The organism is Streptomyces sp. NPDC054834, from assembly GCF_053611185.1.
Map to the genome: position 1 here is coordinate 164,471 of NZ_JBSGZV010000016.1, position 26,710 is coordinate 191,180.

A 26,710-nucleotide genomic window follows, 5' to 3' on the forward strand; every position below is an offset into this window, starting at 1 on the left:
GACCTCAGATGCCTGACCAGGACAAGCTCCGCGACTACCTCAAGCGCGCCACGGCCGACCTCCAGAGCGCCAAGCGGCGCCTGCGCGAGGCCGAGGCGCGCGAGCACGAGCCGATCGCGATCGTCGGGATGAGCTGCCGCTACCCCGGCGGGGTCGACTCCCCCGAGGACCTGTGGAACCTGGTGGCCTCCGGCGGGGACGGCATCACCGGCTTCCCCCTCAACCGGGGCTGGGACGTGGACAACCTGTACGACCCCGAGCCCGGCACGCCCGGCAAGTCCTACGCACGCGAAGGCGGCTTCCTGCACGAGGCGGACGCCTTCGACGCCGACTTCTTCAAGATCAGCCCGAAGGAGGCGCGGGAGACCGACCCGCAGCAGCGGCTGCTCCTGGAGACCTCCTGGGAGGCCCTGGAGCGCGCCTCGATCGACCCGCTGTCCCTCAAGGGCAGCCGCACCGGCGTCTTCGCCGGCGTCGTCTACCACGACTACCCCTCCGACGGCGGCACCGGCGGCCTGGGCAGCGTGGCCTCCGGCCGCATCTCCTACAACCTCGGCCTGGAGGGCCCGGCGGTCACCGTCGACACCGCCTGCTCCTCCTCGCTGGTCGCACTGCACTGGGCGGTCAAGGCGCTGCGCGCGGGGGAGTGCACCCTCGCGCTGGCCGGCGGGGTCACCGTGATGGCCACACCCACCTCCTTCGTCGGCTTCAGCCAGGAGCGGGGCCTGGCACCGAACGGCCGCTGCAAGTCCTTCGCCGCCGCCGCCGACGGCACCGGCTGGGGCGAGGGCGCCGGCATGCTCGTCCTGGAGCGGCTCGCCGACGCCCGTGCCAAGGGCCACCCCGTGCTCGCCGTCGTACGCGGCTCCGGGATCAACCAGGACGGCGCCTCCAACGGCCTGACCGCCCCCAACGGGCCCGCCCAGCAGCGGCTGATCCGGCAGACCCTGGCCGGCGCCCAGCTCACCGCCGACCAGGTCGACGCCGTGGAGGCGCACGGCACGGGCACCACCCTCGGCGACCCGATCGAGGCCCAGGCGCTGCTCGCCACCTACGGGCAGGGGCGCCCCGCCGACCAGCCGCTGTGGCTGGGCTCCATCAAGTCCAACATCGGGCACGCGCAGGCCGCGGCGGGTGTCGGCGGCGTCATCAAGATGGTCGAGGCGATCCGGCACGGCCTGCTGCCCAAGACCCTGCACGTCGACGAGCCCAGCCCCGAGGTCGACTGGTCGGCGGGCAACATCGCCCTGCTCACCGAGGCCGTGCCGTGGCCCGACCGCGGCCACCCCCGCCGCGCCGCCGTCTCGGCGTTCGGCCTGAGCGGCACCAACGCCCACGTCATCATCGAGCAGGCCCCGGAGCCGGAGACCGCCGCCGAGGACCAGGCCACCCCGGTCCCGGCCGCCGTCGTACCGCTGCCGCTGTCCGCCAAGTCCCCCGACGCCCTGCGCGCCCAGGCAGCCCGGCTGCTCGCCCACCTCACCGAGCACCCCGCGTCCGTCACCGACCTCGGCCTGTCCCTCGCCACCACCCGCGCCGCCCTCGAACACCGGGCGGTGCTCCTCGCCGCCGGCACCGAGGAACTGACCCGGGAGCTGACCGCGCTGGCCGGCGGGGACATCCCGGACTCGGTGGCGCACGGGGTCGCCGAACCCGACGTACAGGTCGCCTTCCTCTTCTCCGGGCAGGGCGCCCAGCGCCTGGGCATGGGGCGCGAACTGCACGCCGCTTTCCCGGTGTTCGGGGCCGCCCTGGACGAGGCGGTGGCAGCGCTCGACCCGCACCTCGACCTCCCGCTGAAGGACGTCATGTGGGGTGCGGACGAGGAGCTGCTCAACAGCACCGCGTACACCCAGCCCGCCCTGTTCGCCGTCGAGACCGCCCTGTACCGGCTGGTGGAGTCCTGGGGCATCCGCCCCGACTTCCTGGCCGGGCACTCCATCGGCGAGATCACCGCCGCCCACGTCTCCGGCGTCCTCGACCTGGCCGACGCGGCCCGGCTGGTCACCGCCCGCGGGCGGCTGATGCAGGCCCTGCCGGCGGGCGGCACGATGGCCGCGGTCCAGGCCACCGAGGACGAGGTCCGCCCCCACCTCACCGACGACACCGGCATCGCCGCCGTCAACGGACCGTCCTCCGTCGTCGTCTCCGGCGCCCGCGACACCGTCCTCGCCATCGCCGCCCACTTCAAGGAGCAGGGCCGCAAGACCCGCGAACTGCGCGTCTCGCACGCCTTCCACTCCCCGCTGATGGAGCCGATGCTGGACGACTTCCGGGCCGTCGCCGCGAGCGTCACCTGGCACGAGGCCCGTATCCCGGTCGTCTCCAACCTCACCGGCCGGGCCGCCGGACCGGGCGAACTACAGGACCCCGACTACTGGGTGCGGCACGTCCGCGAGGCCGTCCGCTTCTCCGACGCGCTGCGCGCCCTGGACGCCGCCGGCGTCCGCGTGTTCCTCGAACTCGGCCCCGACGCCGCGCTCACCCCGATGGCCGGCGACTCCCTGTCCGCCGGCGCGAGCGTCGCCCCGGTGCTGCGCCGCGGCCGCGACGAGGAGCGCACCCTGCTCGACGCCGTCGGCCGAGTCTTCGCGCGCGGCGGCCGGACCGACTGGGCGGCGTTCTTCGCCGGGCGCGGCGGCCGGCGCGTGGACCTGCCGACGTACCCCTTCCAGCACCGCACCTTCTGGGCCGACGCCGCCCCCGCCACCCCGGGCATGGCCGCCGCCCCCGGCACGGTCGACGGCGCCGCCGACACCGCCTTCTGGAACGCCGTCGAACAGGCCGACACCGCCACCCTCGCCGGCCGGCTGGAGATCGAGGAAGGGCCCCTCGCCGAGGTGCTGCCCGCGCTCGCCCGCTGGCGGCGCGTCCACCACGACCTGCACACCCTGGACTCCTGGCGCTACCGGATCGTCTTCCAGCCCTCCCCCGAGGCGGCGTCCGCCGAACCGGCGCTGTCGGGGAACTGGCTGGTCCTCGTACCGGAGCAGTCGGCCGCCGACCCGCGGGTGACGGCCGTGGTCGCCGCGCTCGCCGCGCACGGCGCCACCCCCGACGTCCTGGAGACCGACGGCGAGGACCGCACGACCCTCGCCGCCACCCTGCGCGAGCGCACCGCGGCGGGCGTGCTGTCCCTGCTCGCCCTGGACGAGCGCCCGCACCCCGGGCACCCCGTCCTCAGCCGCGGTCTCGCCGCCACCGTGACCCTGGTCCAGGCCCTCGGCGACGCCGGGGTCACCGCGCCGCTGTGGCTGGTCACCTCCCAGGCCGCCGCCGTGGCCGGCGCCCACGAGGTCACCGCCGTACCGCAGACCCCGCTGTGGGGACTGGCCGGCGCGCTCGCCCTGGACCTGCCCGACACCTACGGCGGCATCGCCGACCTGCCCGCCGAACTCGACGACCGCGGCGCCCGCCACCTCGCCGCCTGGCTCACCGGCACCACCGGCGAGGACGCCGTCGCCCTGCGCCCCCAGGGCGTGTTCGTACGCCGCCTGGTGCGCGCCCCGATCGGTACCACCGCCCCCCGCCGCAGCTGGCGGCCGCACGGCACCGTGCTCATCACCGGCGGCACCGGCGGCCTCGGCGCGCACGTCGCCCGCACCCTCGCCGCCGAGGGCGCCGAACACCTGCTGCTCACCAGCCGCCGCGGCCGGGCCGCCGCCGGCACCGACGAACTCACCGCCGAACTCGAGGCGCTCGGCGCCAGGGTCACCGTCGAGGCCTGCGACGTCACCGACCGCGCCGCCCTCGCCCGGGTCCTGGACTCCGTACCGGAGGAACTGCCGCTGACCGCGGTCGTGCACGCGGCCGGCGCCATGCAGCGCATCGCCCCCCTGGCCGACCTGCCGCTGCCGGAGTTCGCCGAGGTCGCCGACGCCAAGGTCACCGGCGCCCTGCACCTGGACGACCTGCTCGGCGACCGGCCGCTGGACGCCTTCGTGCTGTTCTCCTCCGGCGCCGCCGTGTGGGGCAGCGCCGGACAGGGCGCCTACGCCGCCGCCAACGCGCACCTCGACGGGCTCGCCCACCGCCGCCGCGCCCAGGGCCGCACCGTCACCTCCGTCGCGTGGAGCTCCTGGGAAGGCGGCATGGTCGACGCCGAACTGGCCGCCATGATGCGGCGCATCGGCGCCCCCGCCATGCGGCCGTCCATCGCGGTCGGCGCGCTCCGCCAGGTCGTCGAGCACGAGGAGAGCCACCTGGTGGTCGCCGAGTTCGAGTGGGAGCGCTTCGTCCCCACCTACACGCTCGCCCGCCCCCGCCCGCTGCTCGACGCCCTGCCCGAGGTCCGCGACATCCTCACCGGCGCCTCGGCCGCCCCCGCCGCGGCGGGCGGCACCGGCCTCGTCGCCGACCTGGCCGGCAAGCCGGAGGCGGAACAGACCCGGGCCCTGCTGGACCTGGTCCGCGGCAAGGTCGCCGGCCTGCTCGGCTACGACTCCCCGGCCGACCTCGAACCCACCCGGCCCTTCGAGGACCTGGGGTTCGACTCCGTCGCCGCGGTCGAACTGCGCAGCCGGCTCAGCGAGGCCACCGGCGTCAGCCTGCCCAGCACCATGGTGTTCGACTACGCCACCCCGGCCGCCCTGGCCGGCTTCCTGCGCACCGAGCTGTTCCCGGACGGCTCCGGCGGCACGGACGTACTCGCCGAACTGGACCGCTTCGAACAGCTCGCGGCCTCCCTCGACCCGGAGGAGATCCGCGGCAGCCATCTCACCTCCCGGCTCCAGGCCCTGGTCGGCAGGCTCACCGACCTCCAGGGCGGCGGCGAGAACGTCCGCGACCAGCTCGAAACCGCCTCCGCGGACGACGTGTTCGCCTTCATCGACCAAGAACTCGGCCTGGCCTGACCGAGCACACCTCTCGACCCATTCACCAAAGGACGCGGCAAAGGACTCGGTGGGACCCGACATGGCAAACGACGAGAAGATCCTCGACTACCTGAAGAAGGTCACGGCCGACCTGCACCAGACCCGCCAGCGGCTGCAGGACGCCGAGGCCCAGGCCCGGGAACCGATCGCGATCGTGGCCATGAGCTGCCGCTACCCGGGTGGCATCACCACGCCCGAGGAGCTGTGGGAGCTGGTCGCCGAGGGCCGCGACGCGGTCACCGGCATGCCCACCGACCGCGGCTGGGACCTCGAGGCCCTCATGGACCCCGACCCCGACGCCCCCGGCTCCAGCTATGTCCACGAAGGCGGATTCCTTCAGGACGCCGGCCGGTTCGACCCCGGCTTCTTCGGCATCAGCCCCATGGAGGCCGAGGGCACCGACCCGCAGCAGCGGCTCATCCTGGAGGTGTCCTGGGAGGCGTTCGAACGCGCCGGCATCGACCCGGAGACCCTGCGCGGCGGCCGGGTCGGCGTCTACATGGGCTCCGGCATCCAGGACTACGGCGACAACGAGGAAGGCGTCCCCGAGGCCGTCCAGGCCTACATGGCGACCTCCCGCGCCTCCTCGGTGATCTCCGGCCGCGTCTCCTACGTCCTCGGCTTCGAGGGGCCCTCCCTCACCGTCGACACCGCCTGCTCCTCCTCGCTGGTCTCCCTCCACCTCGCGGCGCAGGCACTGCGCAACCACGAGTGCGGACTCGCCCTGGCCGGCGGTGTGATGATCATGTCGACGGCGTCGCCGTTCGTCGCGTTCAGCAAGCAGAAGGGCCTCTCGCCCGACGGCCGCTGCAAGGCGTTCTCCGACTCCGCCGACGGCACCGGCTGGGCCGAGGGCGCCGCCGTCGTCCTGCTGGAACGGCTGTCCGACGCCCGCCGCAACGGCCACCAGGTCCTCGCCGTCATCCGCGGCTCCGCCCTCAACTCCGACGGCGCCTCCAACGGCCTCACCGCGCCCAGCGGCCCCGCCCAGCAGCGGGTCATCCGGCAGGCGCTGGCCAACGCCCGGATCCCCGGCTCCCACGTCGACCTGGTCGAGGCGCACGGCACCGGCACCACCCTCGGCGACCCCATCGAGGCACAGGCCCTGCTCGCCACCTACGGCCAGGACCACACCGCCGAACGGCCGCTGCGCCTGGGCTCCTTCAAGTCCAACATCGGGCACGCCCAGGCCGCGGCCGGCGTGGGCGGCGTCATCAAGACCGTGATGGCCATGCGCAACGGCCTGATGCCGCGCACCCTGCACGTCGGCCGGCCCTCCAGCCACGTCGACTGGAACGCCGGCCACGTCGAACTCCTCACCGAGCCCGTGCCCTGGGAACGCGCCGAGGACCACCCGCGCACCGCGGCCGTCTCCGCCTTCGGCCTCAGCGGCACCAACGCCCACCTCATCCTCGAAGAGGCCCCCGCCCCCGAGTCCGCCGACACCGCCGGCGACGCCGACGCGCCCGCCGAGCCCGTGCCGCCCGCCGTCGCCTCGCCGGTGCTGCCGCACCTGGTCTCCGCGCGCGGCGCCCAGGCACTCAAGGGCCAGGCGGCCAAGCTGGCCGCTTTCGTCCGCGAGCACCCCGAGACCGGCCTGCCCGACCTCGGCCACTCCCTGCTGACCCGGCGCACCCCCTTCGACCAGCGGGCCGTCGTCCTCGCCGGCGACCGCGAGGGCCTGCTGACCGGCCTGGACGCGCTCGCCACCGGCGACAAGGCGGCCCACGTGGTCCGTGGCACCGCCGTCGCCAACCCCCGTATCGCCTTCGTCTTCCCCGGCCAGGGCTCCCAGTGGGCCGGCATGGCCATCGAACTCCTGGAGTCCCACCCGGTGTTCGCCGAGAAGCTGCGCGCCTGCGGCGAGGCCCTCGCTGAGTTCGTCGACTGGGACCTCTTCGATGTCCTGTACGAGCGGGACGGCGCCCCCACCTTCGCGGAGGTCGACGTCGTCCAGCCGGTGCTGTGGGCGGTGATGGTCTCCCTGGCCGAGCTGTGGCGCTCCTTCGGCGTCGAACCCGACGCCGTCGTCGGCCACTCCCAGGGCGAGATTGCCGCGGCCACCGCCGCCGGCGCCCTCACCCTCCAGGACGGCGCCCGCGTCGTCGCCCTGCGCGCCCAGATCATCCGCGACGGGCTGGCCGGGCTCGGCGGCATGATGTCCGTACGGCTGCCCGCCGCCGAGGCGGAGGAGCTGCTGCCCCGCTTCGACGGCCGGCTCCAGCTGGCCGTCATCAACAGCCCCACCTCGGTGGTGGTCTGCGGCGCCTTCGACGCCCTCGACGAGCTGTACGACGACCTCACCGCCCGCGACGTCCAGGCCCGCAAGATCCCCGTGGACTACGCCTCGCACTCGGTGTTCGTCGAGGAGATCCGCGACCGGGTGATCCCCGCCCTGGCCGATGTCGCCCCGCGCTCCGCGCCCATCGCCTTCTACTCCACGGTCGACGGCGCCCCCGTCGACACCTCCGGCCTGGACGCCGGCTACTGGTACCGCAACCTGCGCCAGACCGTCCGCTTCGAGGAGACCACCCGCGCCCTCCTCGACGACGGCTTCACCGTGTTCGTCGAGGCCAGCCCGCACCCCGGGCTGCTCGTCGGACTCGCCGAGACCGTCACCTCCACCGGCGCCGGCGCCGCGGGCGTCGGCTCCCTGCGCCGCGGCGAGGGTGGCCTGGACCGCTTCGTCACCTCCCTCGCGGAGGCCCACGTGGCCGGCGCCCCGGTCGACTGGGCCCAGTTCTTCGGCAGCCCCACCACCCCGGTCGACCTGCCCACGTACGCCTTCCAGCGCGAGCACTACTGGGCCGAGGCGCCCGCCGTCCGCGGCGACGTCGCCGCCGCCGGCCTGGAGTCCGCCGACCACCCGCTGCTCGGCGCGGTCGTCACCGTCCCTGACGGCGACGGCTTCACCCTCACCGGCCGGCTCGCCCTGGCCACCCACGGCTGGCTCGGCGACCACCGCGTCGGCGACAGCGCCTTCTTCCCCGGCACCGGCTTCGTCGAACTCGCCGTCCGCGCCGGTGACCAGGCCGGCTGCACCACCCTCGACGAACTCACCCTCGAAGCCCCGATGATCCTGCCCGAGCGCGGCGGTGTCGCCCTGCGCGTCACCGTCGACGCCCCCGACCCGGCGGGCCGGCGCGCGGTCACCGTCCACTCCCGCGCCGAGGACGCCTCCGGCGCCTGGACCCGGCACGCCGTCGGCACCCTCAGCCGCGCCGCCGCCGAGCCGCGCCCCTTCGACACCGCCCAGTGGCCCCCGGCCGGCGCCGAACCCGTCGACCTGGCGGACTTCTACGCCTCCGTCGCCGCCGAGGGCCTCGGCTACGGCCCCGTCTTCCAGGGCCTGAAGGCCGCCTGGCGCGCCGGCGACGACCTCTACGCCGAGGCCCAGCTGCCCGAGGGCGTCGACGGCTCCGCCTACGGCCTGCACCCCGCCCTCCTGGACGCCGCCCTGCACACCGTCGCCCTCACCGGCGTCACCGGCGACCAGGCCGCCCTGCCGTTCGCCTGGACCGGCGTCTCGCTCGCCGCCGAGGGCGCCACCGCCGTCCGGGTCCGGGTCCGCGCCCTGGGCGAGGGCGAGGTCTCGGTCGACCTCGCCGACGCCGCCGGCGCCCCCGTGGCCGCCGTCGGCTCCCTCGTGCTGCGCCCCCTGACCGGCGAACAGGCCGACACCGCCCGCTCCCTCGCCCGCGACGCCCTCTTCCGCGTCGACTGGCAGCCCGTGCCGCCCGCCACCGCCGACGCCCTCACCGTCGGCACCTGGGACTCCCTCGGGGACACCGTCCCCGATGTGGTCGTCCACCGCCCCGCCCCCGGCACCTCGGCCGAGGACGCCCGCACCGCCGTCCACCACACCCTGGACGTCGTACGGGAATGGCTGGCCGGGGAGCGGTACACGGCCGCCACCCTGGTCGTCGGCACCACCGGCGCGGTCGCCGCCGGCCCCGGCGACGACGTCACCGACCTCGCCGGCGCGGCCGTCTGGGGCCTGGTACGGTCCGCCCAGTCCGAGAACCCGGGCCGGATCGTCCTGCTCGACGGCGACGCGACGGACACCGACCTCGCCGCGGCCGTAGCCACCGGCGAGTCCCAGCTCGCCCTGCGCGACGGCGCCCTCCTCGTCCCGCGTCTGGTCCGCGCCCCCGAACCCGACGGCCAGGCACCCGAGTTCACCCCCGACGGCACGGTGCTGCTCGTCGGCGGCACCGGAGTCCTGGGCCGCGTCTTCGCCCGCCACCTGGTCACCGAGCTCGGCGTACGCCACTTGCTGCTCACCAGCCGCCGCGGCACCGCGGCCGAGGGCGCCAGCGAACTCATCGCGGAGATAAACGAGTTGGGAGCGGAGGTGGAGATCGCGGCCTGCGACGCCGCCGACCGCGACGCCCTGGCCGCCCTCCTCGACGGCATCCCCGCCGCACACCCCCTCACCGGCGTCATCCACCTCGCCGGCGTCCTCGACGACGGCATCCTCGCCTCCCTCACCCCCGAGCGCGTCGACGCCGTCCTGCGCCCCAAGGTGGACGCGGCGGCCAACCTGCACGACCTCACCCGCGACCGGGAGCTCGCCGCGTTCGTGCTGTTCTCCTCGGTCGCCGGCACCTTCGGCAACCCCGGCCAGGCCAACTACGCCGCCGCCAACGCCTACCTCGACGCCCTCGCCGCCCACCGCCGCGCCACCGGCCTGCCCGCCCAGTCCCTCGCCTGGGGCTTCTGGGGCGAGGCCAGCGGCATGACCGGCGCCCTCACCGACGCCGAGCGCACCCGCATCGCCGCACAGGGCGGCGTCCTGCCCATCGCCAACGACGAGGGCGTGATCCTCTTCGACGCCGCCCGCCGGTCCGGCGACGCCACGCTCGTCCCCGTCAAGCTCAACCTCGCCGCCATCCGCGCCCAGGGTGCCGGCGCCCGCGAGGTCTTCCGCGCCCTCGCCCCGGTCACCGCCCGCCGCAAGGCCGGCGGCAAGGTCGCCGCGGGCGGACTCCAGCAGCGGCTGGCCTCGCTCGGCGAGGCCGACCGGGAGAGCGCCGTCCTGGAGATCGTCCTCCAGCAGATCGCGGACGTCCTCGGCTTCGGCTCCACCCAGGCCATCGAACCCGAACGGGCCTTCAAGGAGCTGGGCTTCGACTCGCTGCGGGCCGTGGAGTTCCGCAACGGCCTCGCCGAGGCCACCGGCCTGCGCCTGCCCGCCACCATCGTCTTCGACTACCCCAACCCGCTCGGGCTGGCCCGCCACCTCCTCGCCGAGACCGGCGCCGCCCCCGCCCCGGCCACCCCGGCAGCCCCCGCCCCGTCCGCCGGCGCGGGCACCGACGACCCGATCGTCATCGTCGGCATGGCCTGCCGCTACCCCGGCGGCATCTCCTCCCCGGAGGACCTGTGGCAGGCGGTGGCGAACGAGGTCGACGCCATCTCCGCGTTCCCCACCGACCGCGGCTGGGACATCGCCCGCATCCACGACCCCGAGGGACTGCGCCCCGACACCAGCTACACCGACCAGGGCGGATTCCTCTACGACGCGGGCGACTTCGACCCCGGCTTCTTCGGCATCAGCCCCAACGAGGCACTCCTCATGGACCCGCAGCAGCGGCTGCTGCTGGAGGCGTCCTGGGAGGCGTTCGAGGACGCCGGGATCGACCCGCGCACCCTCAAGGGCAGCCGCACCGGCGTCTACGCCGGGATGATGTACCACGACTACGCGCACAACGCGTCCACCGGCGGCATCGCCTCCGGCCGCATCTCCTACGTCCTCGGCGTCGAGGGCCCCTCGATGACCGTCGACACGGCCTGCTCCTCCTCCCTGGTCTCCCTCCACCTCGCCGCCCAGGCCCTGAACTCCGGCGAATGCACCCTCGCCCTGGTCGGCGGCGTCACCGTCATGTCCGACCCGGAGATCTTCGTCGAGTTCAGCCGCCAGCGCGGCATGGCCCGCGACGGCCGCTGCAAGTCCTTCGCGGGCGCGGCCGACGGCGCCGCCTGGTCGGAGGGCGTGGGCGTCCTGGTGGTGGAACGGCTGTCCGACGCCCGCCGGAGCGGCCACCGTGTGCTCGCCGTGGTCAAGGGCTCGGCCGTCAACCAGGACGGCGCGAGCAACGGCCTGACCGCCCCCAACGGCCCCTCCCAGCAGCGCGTCATCCACAGCGCCCTCGCCTCGGCCGGCCTCACCACGGCCGACGTCGACGCCCTGGAGGCACACGGCACGGGCACGACGCTGGGCGACCCGATCGAGGCCCAGGCCGTCCTGGCGACGTACGGGCAGGACCGTGACGACGACAAGCCACTCTGGCTCGGCTCCCTCAAGTCCAACATCGGCCACGCACAGGCCGCCGCCGGTGTCGCCGGTGTCATCAAGATGGTGCAGGCCCTGCGCAAGGGCGTCCTGCCGAAGACGCTGCACGTGGACGAGCCGACCCCGCACGTCGACTGGGAGGCGGGCAACGTCCGGCTCCTGACCGAGGCGGTGGAGTGGCCCGCCGGAGAGCGTCCGCGCCGCGCGGGTGTGTCGTCCTTCGGTCTGAGCGGTACGAACGCCCACGTCATCCTGGAGGAGGCGCCCGCCGGGGAGCCTGCGGCGGCCGAGGAGCGCGCCGAACTGCCCTTGGTCCCGGTGGTGGTGACGGCCCGTACGCCCCAGGCCCTCGCCGAGCAGGCGGCGCGGCTGCGCGCTCTGGTGGAGGCCGACGAGGAGCTGTCGCTGACGGACCTCGCGTTCTCGACGGTGACCAGTCGCACCCTGCACGAACAGCGGGCGGTGGTGGTCGCTGAGTCGCGGGAGGAGCTGCTGGAGGGGCTTTCGGCTCCGGCGGTCAGTGGTGGCCGGGTGGACGGGAAGACGGCGTTCCTGTTCACCGGTCAGGGCGCGCAGCGGCTGGGCATGGGGCGTGAACTGCACGCCGTGTTCCCGGTGTTCGCTCAAGCCTTGGACGAGGTCGCCTCCGCTGTCGACGCCTATCTTGAGCGGCCGTTGTACGAGGTGATCTGGGGTGAGGACGAGGAGTTGCTGAACAGCACCGCCTACACCCAGCCGGCGTTGTTCGCGGTGGAGACGGCCCTGTACCGGCTGGTGGAGTCGTGGGGCATCCGCCCGGACTACCTGGCCGGGCACTCCATCGGTGAGATCACCGCGGCCCATGTGTCGGGTGCGATCTCGCTGGAGGACGCGGCCCGGCTGGTCACCGCCCGTGGCCGTCTGATGCAGGCGCTCCCGGCGGGCGGTGCGATGGCGGCCATCCAGGCGACGGAGGAGGAGATCCTCCCGGTCCTGTCCGACACGGTCGGCATCGCCGCGATCAACAGCCCCACGTCCGTGGTGGTTTCGGGTGTCGAGGCCGATGTCGAGGCGATCGTCGCCCGGTTCGCCGAGCAGGGCCGCAAGACCACCCGCCTCCGTGTCTCCCACGCCTTCCACTCCCCGCTCATGGACCCGGCCCTGTCGGAGTTCCACCTGGTCGCGCAGAGCATCACGGTCGACGCCCCGCGCATCCCGGTGGTCGCGGGCGTCCACGGCGAGATCAGCGACGACTGGGGCACCCCCGACTACTGGACCCGCCACCTGCGCGAAGCCGTCCGCTTCGCCGACACCGTCACCCACCTCAACGAACGCGGAGTCACCCGCTTCCTCGAACTGGGCCCCGACGCCATCCTGTCCGCCCTCACCCGGGCCACACTCGACGACACCGTGGTCGAGGCGGCCGTACGCAAGAACCGCCCGGAACCGCGCACCCTCCTGACCGCCGTGGCCGGCCTGTTCACCGCGGGCGTCGGGGTCGACTGGACGGCGTTCTACGAGGGCACGGGAGCCCGGCGCGTCGATCTGCCCACCTACGCCTTCCAGCACCAGCGGTACTGGATCCTGGACAACCAGGGTGCCGGCGACGCGGCCTCGTTCGGTCTGACCACGCTCGACCACCCGCTGATCGGCGCGGTCATCTCCTCGCCGGAGACGGACGGGGTGGTGCTGACCGGGCGGCTGTCGGCGGCCGTGCAGCCGTGGCTGGCCGACCACCGGATCGGGGAGGCGGCCGTCTTCCCGGGCACCGGGTTCGCCGAGCTGGCGATCCGCGCCGGCGACGAGGTCGGCTGCCCGGTGGTGGAGGAGCTGACGCTGGAGGCGCCGCTGGTGCTGCCGGAGCGCGGCGGTGTGGCGGTGCGCGTGTCGGTCGGGGCTTACGACGAGGCCGGGCGGCGCCCCGTGGTGTTCTTCTCGCGCGGTGACGAGGACGAGCCGTGGCTGCGGCACGCGACCGGCACGCTCGCCGAAGTCGCGGAGCCCACCCGGGAGTTCGACGCCGTGGTGTGGCCGCCGCAGGGTGCCGAGCCGATCGACCTGGACGGGTTCTACGACGAGGTGGCGGAGGCTGGGCTGGCGTACGGGCCGGTGTTCCGCGGGCTGCGTGCCGCCTGGCGCGCGGGCGACGACGTGTACGCCGAGGTGGCGCTGCCCGAGGGCGTCGACGCCGACGGGTTCGGCGTCCACCCGGCACTGCTCGACGCCGCCCTGCACCCGGTGGCGCTGTCCGGTGTGACGGGCGGCAAGGCCGCGCTGCCCTTCGCCTGGTCGGGGGTGTCCCTGGCCGCCGAGGGGGCCACGCGGCTGCGGGTACGGGTCACCGCGCACGGCGAGGGCGCCGTGAGCGTGGACCTCGCGGACGGCTCCGGTGCGCCGGTCGCCTCGATCGGCTCGCTGGTCCTGCGCCCGCTGACCGCCTCCGACCAGGTCACCGGCGCGTCCGCCGCCCGTGACGCGCTCTTCCGGGTGGACTGGACGACGCTGACCGCCGACACGCCCGCCGACGTACCGACCGTGGGTACCTGGGCGTCGGTCACCGCCTCCGCCGAGGCCGCCGTACCGGACGCCGTCGTCTGGGACGCGGAGACCTCCGCCGTACGGGAGTCCGTGGACGCGGCGCTGCGCACCGTCCAGGACTGGCTCGCGGACGCCCGCTTCGAGGACGCGACCCTGGTCGTACGCACCCGGGGCGCGGTCGCCGTCGCCGACGGGGAGCGGCCCGGCCTCGCCGGTGCGGCCGTGTGGGGCCTGGTGCGGTCCGCGCAGTCGGAGAACCCGGGCCGGATCGTCCTGCTGGACGGGGACGCCACGGACACCGACGTCGCCGTGGCCGTCGCCTCCGGGGAGCCGCAGCTCGCCGTGCGCGACGGCGCGCACCTGGTCCCGCGCCTGGCCCGCGCCACCACCGAAACAGAGGCCCCCGCACCGGAGTTCGCCCCCGACGGCACGGTCCTGATCACGGGCGGCACCGGTCTGCTGGGCCGGGTCTTCGCCCGCCACCTGGTCACCCGGTACGGCGTACGCCACCTGCTGCTCACCAGCCGGCGCGGCCCGGCGGCCGAGGGTGCCGCCGAACTCGCCGAAGAAATCAGGGAGTTGGGAGCGGAGGCCGAGATCGTCGCCTGCGACACCGGCGACCGCGCGGCCCTGGAGGCGCTGCTGGCCGGCATCCCGGCCGCACGGCCGCTGACCGGCGTCCTGCACCTGGCCGGTGTCATCGACGACGGTGTCCTCGCCTCCCTCACCCCCGAGCGGGTCGCGGCCGTGCTGCGCCCGAAGGCCGAGGCGGCCCTGCACCTGCACGAGCTGACGGCCGACCGCGACCTGGCGGCGTTCGTCCTGTTCTCCTCGGCGGCCGGTGTGCTCGGCAACCCCGGACAGGCCAACTACGCCGCCGCCAACGCCTTCCTCGACGCCCTCGCCGCCCACCGCCGCGCCGCCGGCCTGCCCGCCCAGTCCCTGGCGTGGGGACCGTGGGCCGGCGAGGACAGCACGGGCGGCATGGCGGGCGACCTGGCCGCCTCCGGCGCCGACCGGATCGGCCGCCTCGGCATCGAGACGCTGTCCACGACGGCCGGCACCGAGGTCTTCGACGCCGCGCTCACCGAGGGCGAGGCGGCCCTGGTCACCCTGCGGCTGAACCTCAGGGCGCTGCGGTCCGCCACGGACGTGCCGCCGCTGCTGCGCGGCCTCGCCCCGAGCCGGTCCCGGCGCCGCGCCGAGGCCGCCGCCGCCGACGCGACGGCGTTCCGCACCCGCATGGCCGCCCTGTCCGAGCAGGCCCGCACCGACGAACTCATCGACCTGGTACGGGCCCACGCCGCCGCCGTACTCGGCCACTCCTCCACATCCGCCGTCGGCAAGACCCGCGAGTTCAACGAACTGGGCTTCGACTCGCTCTCGGCCGTCGAGTTCCGCAACACCCTCGCCGAGGCCACCGGGCTGCGCCTGCCGCCCACGCTGGTCTTCGACTACCCGAACCCGACGGCGGTCGCCGAGTACTTCGCCGGGGAACTCCGCCCGGAGAGTGGGACGGACGGCGCGGACGGGCCGGGCACGGAGGACGAGGCGAGGATCCGCAGGCTGCTGCAGACCGTCCCGCTGGCCCGGCTGCGTGAGCTGGGCGTCGTGGACACCCTGCTGCAACTCGCCGACGGGGACGGCGCCGAGAGCGCGCCGGGGACGGCCGTCGCCGACGAGGAAGCGATCGACGACCTGGACGCCGAGAGTCTCATCAGCATGGCGCTCGACGGTTTCGGGCTGGACGACACACAGGGAATGTGAGAGAAGCAGATGTCCAATTCAGACCAGAAGCTCCTCGACGCACTCCGGGCGTCCATGAAGGAAACCGCCCGCCTGCGCACCCAGAACCGGAACCTGACGGCCGCCGCCCGGGAGCCCATCGCCATCATCGGCATGGCCTGCCGCTACCCGGGCGGCGTGGACTCCCCCGAGGGGCTGTGGCGGCTGGTCGACGAAGGGCGCGACGCCGTCACGGAGTTCCCCGGCAACCGCGGCTGGGACACCGAGGGCCTGTACGACCCCGACGGCGAACGCCCGAACACGACGTACGTCAACCAGGGCGGCTTCCTGCACGAGGCGGACCGCTTCGACCCCGCCCTGTTCTCCATCAGCCCCAACGAGGCACTCATCATGGACCCCCAGCAGCGGCTGCTGCTGGAGGCGTCCTGGGAGGTCTTCGAGCGCGCGGGCATCGACCCGCACACGCTCAAGGGCAGCCGGACCGGCGTGTACTCCGGGATGATGTACCACGACTACCCGTACAACAACGCCACCGGCTCCATCGCCTCCGGCCGGGTCTCCTACGTCTTCGGCTTCGAGGGCCCGTCGGTCACCATCGACACCGCCTGCTCCTCCTCCCTCGTCGCCATCCACCTGGCCGCCCAGTCGCTGCGCTCCGGCGAGTCCACCCTCGCGCTCGCCGGCGGCGTGGCCGTGATGTCCTCACCCGAGGTGTTCGTCGAGTTCAGCCGCCAGCGCGGGCTGTCCAAGGACGGCCGCTGCAAGTCCTTCGCCGCGGCCACCGACGGCACCGGCTGGTCGGAGGGCGTCGGCGTGCTGCTCCTGGAGCGGCTGTCCGACGCCCGGCGCAACGGCCACCACGTGCTCGCCGTGGTCAAGGGCTCCGCCGTGAACCAGGACGGCGCCTCCAACGGCCTGACCGCCCCCAACGGCCCCTCCCAGCGCCGCGTCATCCGCGCCGCCCTGGAGAACGCCGGCCTCACCACCGCCGACGTCGACGCGGTCGAGGCGCACGGCACGGGCACCACCCTCGGTGACCCGATCGAGGCCCAGGCACTGCTCGCAACCTACGGGCAGGGCCGCGACGACGACAAGCCGCTGTGGCTGGGCTCCCTGAAGTCCAACATCGGCCACTCGCAGGCCGCCGCCGGTGTCGCCGGCGTCATCAAGATGGTGCAGGCGCTCCGCAACGGCGTCCTGCCCAAGACGCTCCACGTGGACGAGCCCACCCCGCACGTCGACTGGGAGGCGGGCAACGTCCGGCTCCTGACCGAGGCGGTGGCCTGGCCGGCGGGGGAGCGTCCGCGCCGCGCGGGTGTGTCCTCGTTCGGGCTGAGCGGTACGAACTCCCACGTCATCGTCGAGGAGGCGCCGGCCGAGGAACCCGCCGAGGAGGCCGCCGCCGAGGGCAGCGCGCCCGTGCCGTCACTGGTGCCCTGGGTGGTCTCCGGCCGTACCCCGAACGCCCTGCGGGCACAGGCGGCGAGCCTGGCCGCGTACGCGGAGGGCCTGGACGACACGGCGATCGCCTCCGCCGGCCGGGGCCTGGCCGCCAGGCGGGCCCGCCTCGACCACCGGGCCGTGATCGTCGGCGAGACCCGCGCCGAGCTGCTGGCGGGGCTGTCCGCGCTCGCCGAGGGCGCGACGTCACCGGACGTCGTCACGGGTTCCGTACGGGAGGGCAGGACGGCGTTCCTGTTCACCGGTCAGGGTGCGCAGCGGCTGGGGATGGGGCGTGAACTGCGCGCCGTGTTCCCGGTGTTCGCTGCCGCGCTGGACGAGGTCGCGGCGGCTGTGGACGCGCACCTGGAGCGGCCGTTGTACGAGGTGATCTGGGGTGAGGACGAGGAGCTGCTGAACAGCACCGCGTACACCCAGCCGGCGTTGTTCGCGGTCGAGACGGCTCTGTACCGGCTGGTGGAGTCCTGGGGCATCCGCCCCGACTACCTCGCCGGGCACTCCATCGGCGAGATCACCGCGGCCCATGTGTCGGGTGCGATCTCGCTGGAGGACGCGGCCCGCCTCGTGACGGCACGCGGACGTCTGATGCAGGCGCTCCCGGCAGGCGGCGCGATGGCCGCCATCCAGGCGACGGAGGAGGAGATCCTCCCGGTCCTGTCCGACACGGTCGGCATCGCCGCGATCAACAGCCCCACCTCCGTTGTGGTTTCGGGTGTCGAGGCGGACGTGGACGCGATCGCGGCCCGGTTCGCCGAGCAGGGCCGCAAGACCACCCGCCTCCGTGTCTCCCACGCCTTCCACTCCCCGCTCATGGACCCGGTCCTCGCCGAGTTCCGCCGGGTCGCGGAGAGCATCACCCACCAGCGGCCCGCCATCCCCGTGGTCGCGGGCGTCCACGGCGAGGTGACCGAGGACTGGGGCACCCCGGACTACTGGACCCGCCACCTGCGCGAGGCCGTCCGCTTCGCCGACACGGTCACCCACCTCCAGGAACGCGGCGTCGAAACCTTCCTGGAGCTCGGCCCGGACGCGATCCTCACCGCGCTCGGCGCACAGACGGCCGCCGACGCCGAGGGAACCGTCTTCGTGCCGGCACTGCGGCGCAAGCGACCGGAGGCGCGGGAGATCGTCGCCGCCGCCGGCCGGGTGCACACGCAGGGCGTGGGAGTCGACTGGGCGGCCTACTTCGGCGCGGCCGGGGAACGCTGGGCCGACCTGCCCACCTACGCCTTCCAGCACGAGCGGTACTGGGTCGAGCCGGACGAGGCCACCGGTGCCGGACCGGTCTCGGCCGGCCTGGAGTCCGTCGGGCACCCCCTGCTGGGTGCCGCCATCGCCTCCGCCGACTCCGGCGAGATCGTCCTGACCGGGCGGCTGTCCGTCGACTCCCAGCCCTGGCTGGCCGACCACGATGTGCTTGGCACGATCCTGTTCCCCGGCACCGGGTTCGTCGAGCTCGCCGTCCGCGCGGGCGACCGGGCCGGCTGCGACCGGGTCGAGGAACTGACCCTGCACGCACCGCTCGTACTGCCCGAGCGCGGTGCTGTCGCCGTCCAGGTGTGGGTCGGCGCCCCCGACGCCGCGGGCCGCCGTACGGTGACCGTCCACTCCCGTCCGGAGCACGCCGACGACGCCGACTGGATCCGGCACGCCGAGGGCACCCTGGCCCCGCAGGCCATCGCCCCGGCCGCCGACCTCACGGCGTGGCCGCCGCCCGGCGCCACCCCGACCGGCGTCGAGGGCGCGTACGAGCTGCTGCGCGAACGCGGCTACCACTACGGCCCGGTCTTCCAGGGCCTGACGGCCGCATGGTCCTCCGGCGACTCGCTGTACGCCGAGGTCTCCCTCCCCGAGCAGTCGCACGACGCCGCCGCCGAGTTCGGCATTCACCCCGCCCTCCTCGACGCGGCCATGCACGTGGCACTGATCGACGACGGTTCGAGCACCGACGAGTCCACGGTCCTGCCCTTCTCCTGGAACGACGTCACCCTGCACGCCGCCGGCGCGGCCACGCTCCGGGTGGCCATCACACCGTCGGGCCCGAACACGGTGACCGTCACCGTGGCCGACGCCGGCGGCGCGCCCGTCCTGACGGTCGGCTCGCTGATCTCCCGTCCGGTCTCCCAGGAGCAGTTGGACGGCGGACCGCAGCAGTCGCTGTACGAGATCGGGTGGCACCCCCTGCCGGGCACGGCCGACACCGAGGCCACTCACCGGCTGTGGGAGGAGATCACCGGCGACGAACCGGTGACCGGCGCGGTCGTCTACCGCGTCCCGCGGACGGACGGCCCGGTTCCCGAGGCCGTACGCGCCGCCGGGAACCAGACTCTGACGGTCATTCAGCAGTGGCTGGCCGACGAGCGGTTCGCCGACTCCGCCCTCGTCGTCGTCACCCAGGGCGGTGTGGCCGCGGAGCCCGGTGAGCGCGCGGACCTGGCGCAGGCACCGGTGTGGGGCCTGGTGCGCGCGGCGCAGGCCGAGAACCCCGGCCGCGTCCAGATCACCGACATCACCGACAGCACCGACACCGCCGACGGCCTCGCCGCGGTCATCGCCTCCGGGGAGCCGGAGAGCGCGGTACGCGAGGGCAAGGTCCGCATCCCGCGCCTGGTCCCGGTGACCGCTCCGGTCGACGGAACGCCTCCAGTCGACCCCGAGGGCACCGTGCTGATCACCGGCGGCACGGGGGGCATCGGCGCCCACCTGGCCCGCCACCTGGTCACCGAGCACGGCGTACGCCACCTGCTGCTGACCAGCCGGCGCGGCCCGGCCGCCGAAGGCGCCGCCGAACTCGCCGCTGAGCTGGGCGGGTTGGGCGCGGAGGTGGAGATCTCGGCGTGTGACGTCGCCGACCGCGACGCCCTCGCCGAGCTGCTGTCCGGCATCGACCCCGCCCATCCCCTCACCGGCGTGGTGCACGCGGCCGGGGCCGGCGACAACGGCCTGATCCCCACCATGACCCCCGACCGCCTGGACGCCGTCCTCGCCCCCAAGGCGGACGCGGCCTGGCACCTGCACGAACTCACCGCCGACCAGCCGCTGACCCTGTTCGCCCTCATCTCCTCGGCGGGCGGCCTCACCCTCGCCGCGGGCCAGGCCAACTACGCCGCGGCCAACACCTTCCTCGACGCCCTCGCCGCCCACCGGCACGCCGAGGACCGGCCCGCCCGGTCCCTCGCCTACGGCCTGTGGATGGGCACCGGCATGGGCCAGTACATCTCCGACACCGACGTCAAACGGATGCGGCGCCAGGGCCTGCCGCCGCTCACGGCCGAGGAGGCCCTCGCCCTGTTCGACGCGGCCCTCACCTCCGGCCGCCCCGCCACCGTCCCGCTGCACATCGACCGCGCGGCGCTCAAGGCCCGTACGGACGAGGTCGCCGCCCTCCTGCGGCCCGCGACCGCGCAGCGCCGCACGGTCCGGCGGAGCGCGCAGGGCGCGGCGGCCGACAGCTCCGCCCTCGCCGCCCGGCTGGCGGGGCTCACCGCCGACGAGCGCGCAGACGCCCTGCTGGAGCTGGCCCGGGAGAACGTCGCCGCCGTCCTCGGGCACGCCTCGGCCGACGCCGTCGAGCCCGACCGGGCCTTCCAGGAGCTGGGCTTCGACTCCCTCAGCGCCGTCGAACTGCGCAACCAGCTCGCCGCCCGCACCGGCCTCAGGCTGCCCGCGACGCTCGTCTTCGACTACCCGAACGCCCGCGCCGTCGCCGACTATCTCGGCGAGAGCCTCGCCGGGACGACCGCCGCCGCGGCCGTCACCGGCTCGGTCCGCGGCACCTCGGACGACGACGACCCGATCGCGATCGTCGCCATGAGCTGCCGTCTGCCCGGCGGCGTCACCTCACCCGAGGACCTCTGGGACCTGCTCCTCGAGGGCCGGGACGCGGTGTCCGTCTTCCCGTCGGACCGCGGCTGGGACCCGGGCGTGTACGACCCCGAGCCGGGCACCCCCGGCAAGACGTACGCGAACGAGGGCGGATTCCTCTACGACGCCGGCGACTTCGACCCCGGCTTCTTCGGCATCGGCCCCAACGAGGCGCTCGTCATGGACCCGCAGCAGCGCCAGCTGCTCGAAGTGTCCTGGGAGGCCCTGGAACGGGCCGGGATCGACCCGCGCTCCCTCAAGGGCAGCCGGACCGGTGTCTTCGCCGGCGTGATGTACCACGACTACGGCCAGGGCACCGAGGCCGCCGCCACCACCGGCGGCAGTCTGATCTCCGGCCGTGTCTCGTACACCCTGGGTCTGGAAGGCCCGTCGATGACCGTGGACACGGCCTGCTCCTCCTCCCTGGTCTCCCTCCACCTCGCGATCCAGTCGCTCCGTTCGGGCGAGTCCACGCTCGCGCTGGTCGGCGGCGTCGCGGTGATGGCGAGCCCCGACATGTTCATCGAGTTCAGCCGCCAGCGGGGCCTGGCCGCCGACGGCCGCTGCAAGTCCTTCGCGGGCGCGGCCGACGGCGCCGCCTGGTCGGAGGGCGTGGGCGTCGTGGTGGTCGAGCGGCTCTCCGACGCCCGCCGCAACGGCCACCAGGTCCTCGCCCTCGTCAGGAGCTCCGCGGTCAACCAGGACGGCGCGAGCAACGGCCTGACCGCCCCCAACGGCCCCTCCCAGCAGCGCGTCATCCAGAGCGCCCTCGCCGCCGCGGGCCTGACCACCGCCGACGTCGACGCGGTCGAGGCCCACGGCACCGGCACCAAGCTCGGCGATCCGATCGAGGCGCAGGCGGTGCTGGCGACGTACGGGCAGGACCGCGACGACGACAAGCCGCTGTGGCTCGGCTCCCTGAAGTCCAACATCGCCCACACCCAGGCCGCCGCCGGCGTCAGCGGCGTCATCAAGATGGTCCTCGCCCTGCGCAACGAGGTGCTGCCGAAGACGCTGCACGTGGACGAGCCGACCCCGCACGTCGACTGGGAGGAGGGCAACGTCCGGCTCCTGACGGAGGCGGTGGAGTGGCCCGGCGGGGAGCGTCCGCGCCGCGCGGGTGTGTCGTCCTTCGGTCTGAGCGGTACGAACGCCCACGTCATCCTGGAGGAGGCGCCCGCCGGGGAGCCGGTGGCGGCCGAGGAGCATGCCGAACTGCCCTTGGTCCCGGTGGTGGTGACGGCCCGTACGCCGCAGGCCCTCGCCGAGCAGGCGGCACGGCTGCGCGCTCTGGTGGAGGCCGACGAGGAGCTGTCGCTGACGGACCTCGCGTTCTCGACGGTGACCAGTCGCACGCTGCACGAGCAGCGGGCGGTGGTGGTCGCTGAGTCGCGGGAGGAGCTGCGGGAGGGGCTTTCGGCTCCGGCGGTCAGTGGCGGCCGGGTGGACGGGAAGACGGCGTTCCTGTTCACCGGTCAGGGTGCGCAGCGATTGGGCATGGGGCGTGAACTGCACGTCGTGTTCCCGGTGTTCGCCGCCGCGCTGGACGAGGTCGTGGCGGCCGTGGATGCCTTCCTGGAGCGGCCGTTGTACGAGGTGATCTGGGGTGAGGACGAGGAGCTGCTGAACAGCACCGCGTACACCCAGCCGGCGCTGTTCGCGGTGGAGACTGCCCTGTTCCGGCTGGTGGAGTCCTGGGGCATCCGCCCCGACTACCTCGCCGGGCACTCCATCGGCGAGATCACCGCGGCCCACGTCTCCGGAGCCATCTCCCTGGAGGACGCCGCCCGCCTGGTCACCGCACGCGGACGCCTGATGCAGGCCCTCCCCGCGGGCGGAGCCATGGCCGCCATCCAGGCGACCGAGGACGAAATCCTCCCCCTCGTCTCCGAGACCGTCGGCATCGCGGCGATCAACAGCCCCCAGTCCGTGGTGGTGTCGGGTGTCGAGGCCGATGTCGAGGCGGTCGTCGCCGACTTCGCGTCACGTGGCCGCAAGACCACCCGTCTCCGTGTCTCCCACGCCTTCCACTCCCCGCTCATGGACCCGGCCCTCGCCGAGTTCCACCTGGTCGCCGAGAACATCACCGTCGCCGCCCCGCGCATCCCGGTGGTCGCGGGCGTCCACGGCGAGGTGACCGAGGACTGGGGCACCCCGGACTACTGGACCCGCCACCTGCGCGAAGCCGTCCGCTTCGCCGACACCGTCACCCACCTCAACGAACGCGGAGTCACCCGCTTCCTGGAGCTGGGCCCGGACGCCGTCCTGTCCGCGCTCACCCGGGCCACCGTCGACGACACCGTGGTCGAAGCGGCCGTACGCAAGAACCGCCCCGAGGCCCGCACCCTCCTGACCGCCGTCTCACGCCTGTTCACCGCGGGCGTCCGGGTGAACTGGACGGCGTTCTACGAGGGCACCGGCGCCCGGCGCGTCGACCTGCCCACCTACGCCTTCCAGCACCAGCGGTACTGGATGGAGGCCACGGCGGTCACCGACGTCGCCCACCACGGCCAGACCTCGATCGGCCACCCGCTGCTCGGCGCGTCCGTCGCCCTGGCCGGTTCCGACGAGGTGGTCCTCACCGGGCGGCTGGCCGCGGCCACGCACGGCTGGGTGGCGGACCACGACGTCCTGGGGACCGTGCTGCTGCCGGGCACCGGCTTCGTCGAACTCGCCCTGCGGGCGGGGGAGCAGGCCGACTGCACCACCCTGGAGGAACTCACCCTCCAGGCGCCGCTGGTGCTGCCCGCGGACGGCGGCGTCGCCCTCCAGGTCGCGCTCGGCGCGCCCGATGACGAGGGCCGACGGGCCGTCCGCATCCACTCGCGGCACGAGCACGCCACCGCGGACAGCCCGTGGCTGCTGCACGCCGAGGGCTTCCTCGGCACCGGCGCGCCCGCTCCCGCCGCGGGCCTCACGGCCTGGCCCCCGGCCGGCGCCGTCCAGGCGGACGTGACGGACACCTACGAGGTCCTCCAGGAGCGCGGCTACCACTACGGCCCGGTCTTCCAGGGCCTGAAGGCCGCCTGGACGGCCGGCGACGACATCTACGCCGAGATCGAGCTGCCGGAGAAGGCCCATGGCGACGCCGAGGACTTCGGCATCCACCCGGCCCTGCTCGACGCGACCATGCACGCCCTCGGCATCGGCGGCTCCGCCGACGACGACGGCGAGGACGGCGCCCGGCCGCTGCTGCCCTTCCACTGGGAGGACGTGGCCCTGCACGCGGTCGGCGCCACCGCCCTGCGCGTGCGCATCGCCTGGACCGGCGAGAACACCATGTCCCTGGAGGCCTCCGACACGACCGGCGCCCCCGTGCTGTCCGTGCGCAGCCTGACCTTCCGCCCGGTGTCGCAGGAGCAGTTGGAGGGCGGCCGGCCGGACTCCCTGCACGAGATCGCCTGGCGGCCCCTGCCCGGCGCGGCGGCCGCCGGGACCGCCGCCTACCGGCTGTGGGAGGACGTGACCGGTGACCAGCCGGTCTCCGGTGCGGTCGTCCACCGCGTCCCGCGGACCGACGGGCCGGTCCCGGAGGCCGTACGCGCCACCACCGGCGGCACCCTCGCCGTCATCCAGCAGTGGCTCACCGACGAACGCTTCACCGACTCCACCCTCGTCATCGTCACCCGGTCCGGTGTGGCCGTCGACGACGACGAGAGCATCGACCTCGCCCAGGCCCCCGTCTGGGGCCTGGTCCGCGCCGCCCAGGCCGAGAACCCCGGCCGCATCCAGATCACCGACACCGCCGGCACCGGCGACGGCCTCGACGGTCTCGACGGCCTCGACGCGGTGATCGCCTCCGGCGAGCCCGAGAGCGCCCTGCGCGCGGGCAGCGTCCGCATCCCCCGCCTGGCCCCGGTCACCACCGCCACCCTCACCGACAGCCCCGCCCTCGCCCCCGAGGGCACCGTCCTGATCACCGGTGGCACGGGTGGCATCGGCGCCCACCTGGCCCGCCACCTCGTCACCGAACACGGCGTACGCCACCTGCTCCTCACCAGCCGCCGCGGCCCGGCCGCCGAAGGCGCGGCCGAGCTCACCGCCGAACTCGGCGAGCTAGGCGCCCGGGTCACCGTCGCCGCCTGCGACGTCTCCGACCGCGACGCCCTCGCCGAGCTCCTGGCCGGCATCCCTCCCACCCACCCCCTCACCGGCGTGGTCCACGCGGCGGGGACGGGCGACAACGGCCTGATCCCCACCATGACCCCCGACCGCCTGGACGCCGTCCTCGCCCCCAAGGCGGACGCGGCCTGGCACCTGCACGAACTCACCACCGACACCCCCCTCGCCCTGTTCACCCTCATCTCCTCCGCCGGCGGCCTCACCCTCGCCGCCGGACAGGCCAACTACGCCGCCGCCAACACCTTCCTCGACGCCCTCGCCACCCACCGCGACACCCACGGCCGGCCCGCGCAGTCCCTGGCGTACGGCCTGTGGCTGGGCACGGGCCTGGGCCAGTACCTCTCCGACACCGACGTCAAGCGCATGGAGCGCCAGGGCCTGCCGCCGCTCACGGCCGAGGAGGCCCTCGCCCTGTTCGACGCGGCCCTCACCTCCGGCCGCCCCGCCACCGTCCCGCTGCACATCAACCGCACGGCCCTCCAGTCGCGGACGGCCGGGAAACTGGCCGCCCTGCTGCGGCCCGTCACCGCCCAGCGGCGTACGGCAGGGGCCAAGGCCGTCGATGCGGAGCTCATCTGGCCGCGGATCACCCAGGCCTCCCGCGGCGAGCAGGAGGCGGCGCTGCGGGAGCTGGTGCAGAAGCGGGCCGCGGCCATCCTCGGGTACGCGGACCCGGCGGAGATCGACGTCGAGCGCGGGTTCCTGGCGTCCGGCTTCGACTCGCTCAGCGCGATGGAGCTGCGCAACGTCCTGATGCAGGACACCGGGCTCAAGCTGCCGCCGCTGGTGGTGTTCGACAGCGAGACCCCGGCCCGGCTGGCCGCGCTGCTCCTGGACGAGTACGCCGTGCAGGCACCGGCCGCCGACACACCCGAGGCCGAGGCCGCCGCCGAACGGGCGGAGGCCGTACGGCCCGCGCGGGCCGCGGGGGAGACCCTGCGCGACCTCTTCCACGACGCGGTGTTCGGCGGCCGCGCCGACAAGGGCTTCGACCTGCTGAGCGCCGCGGCCGCGGTCCGGCCCGCCTTCACCGACGCCACCGAACTGGACGGCGTACCGCAGGCCACCCGGCTCGCCGACGGACCCGACGGCCCGCACCTGGTCTTCGTCAACACCCCGATGGCCACCGGCGGTTCCTACCAGCACGCCCGGATCGTGTCCCAGTTGCGCGGCCGGCGCCGGGTGTCGGCCCTGCCCGTCCTGGGCTTCGACGCCGGCGAGCAGCTCCCGGCGACGCCCGAGGCCGCCGTGCAGGGACTGGCCCGTACGGTGCTGGAGGCGACCGGCGGCGAGCCGTTCGTACTGATCGGCTACTCCTCCGGCGGCACCCTCGCCTACGCCACCGCCGCGCACCTGGAGCACGCGCACGGCGTCCGCCCGCACGGCGTGGTCCTGCTCGACACCTACACCGTGCACGACGGGGCGAGCGAGGGCGTGCCCATGGACGCCCTGGCCCAGGGCCTGTTCGACAAGGAAGCGGTGTTCGGGGAGTTCGACACCACGCGGCTGTCCGCCATGGGCCGCTGGGTGGAGCTCGTGCCGGACCTGCCGGTCGCGCCGGTGTCGGCGCCGGTGCTGTTCGTGCAGTGCACGCAGTCCTTCGTACCGGACGGCGACGACCCCTCGCCGCAGCTCACCACCGGCCGGGCCGAGCCCTGGGAGCCCGAGCACACCCTGTGCCCGATTCCCGCGAACCACTTCACGCTCGTCGAGGAACGCGCCGACGTCACCGCCCGGGCCATCGAGGAGTGGCTCGCCACCGAGGCCCTCGACGCGACCGAGACGCTCGCCGCTTCGCGGGCCGCCCACCAGAACCAGGATGTGATGTGAG

At 74.5% G+C, this 26,710-nt stretch carries 2 protein-coding genes and 1 pseudogene; all 3 read left to right on the top strand.

Going from position 1 to position 26,710, the window contains the following annotated elements; translation table 11 throughout:
- Positions 1–8: 8 nt before the first annotated feature.
- Positions 9–4,853: a type I polyketide synthase gene (locus ACWGJM_RS22785; RefSeq protein WP_453413507.1), complete on the top strand. Its 4,845-nt coding sequence runs from the start codon at positions 9–11 to the stop codon at positions 4,851–4,853.
- Between the two features lie 61 nt (positions 4,854–4,914).
- A complete protein-coding gene (locus ACWGJM_RS22790; RefSeq protein ID WP_453413508.1) occupies positions 4,915–15,453 on the top strand; it encodes an SDR family NAD(P)-dependent oxidoreductase in 10,539 nt (3,512 codons plus the stop codon).
- Between the two features lie 42 nt (positions 15,454–15,495).
- A pseudogene (locus ACWGJM_RS22795) lies at positions 15,496–26,709 on the top strand (type I polyketide synthase); the annotation flags it as partial.
- Position 26,710 lies beyond the last annotated feature (1 nt).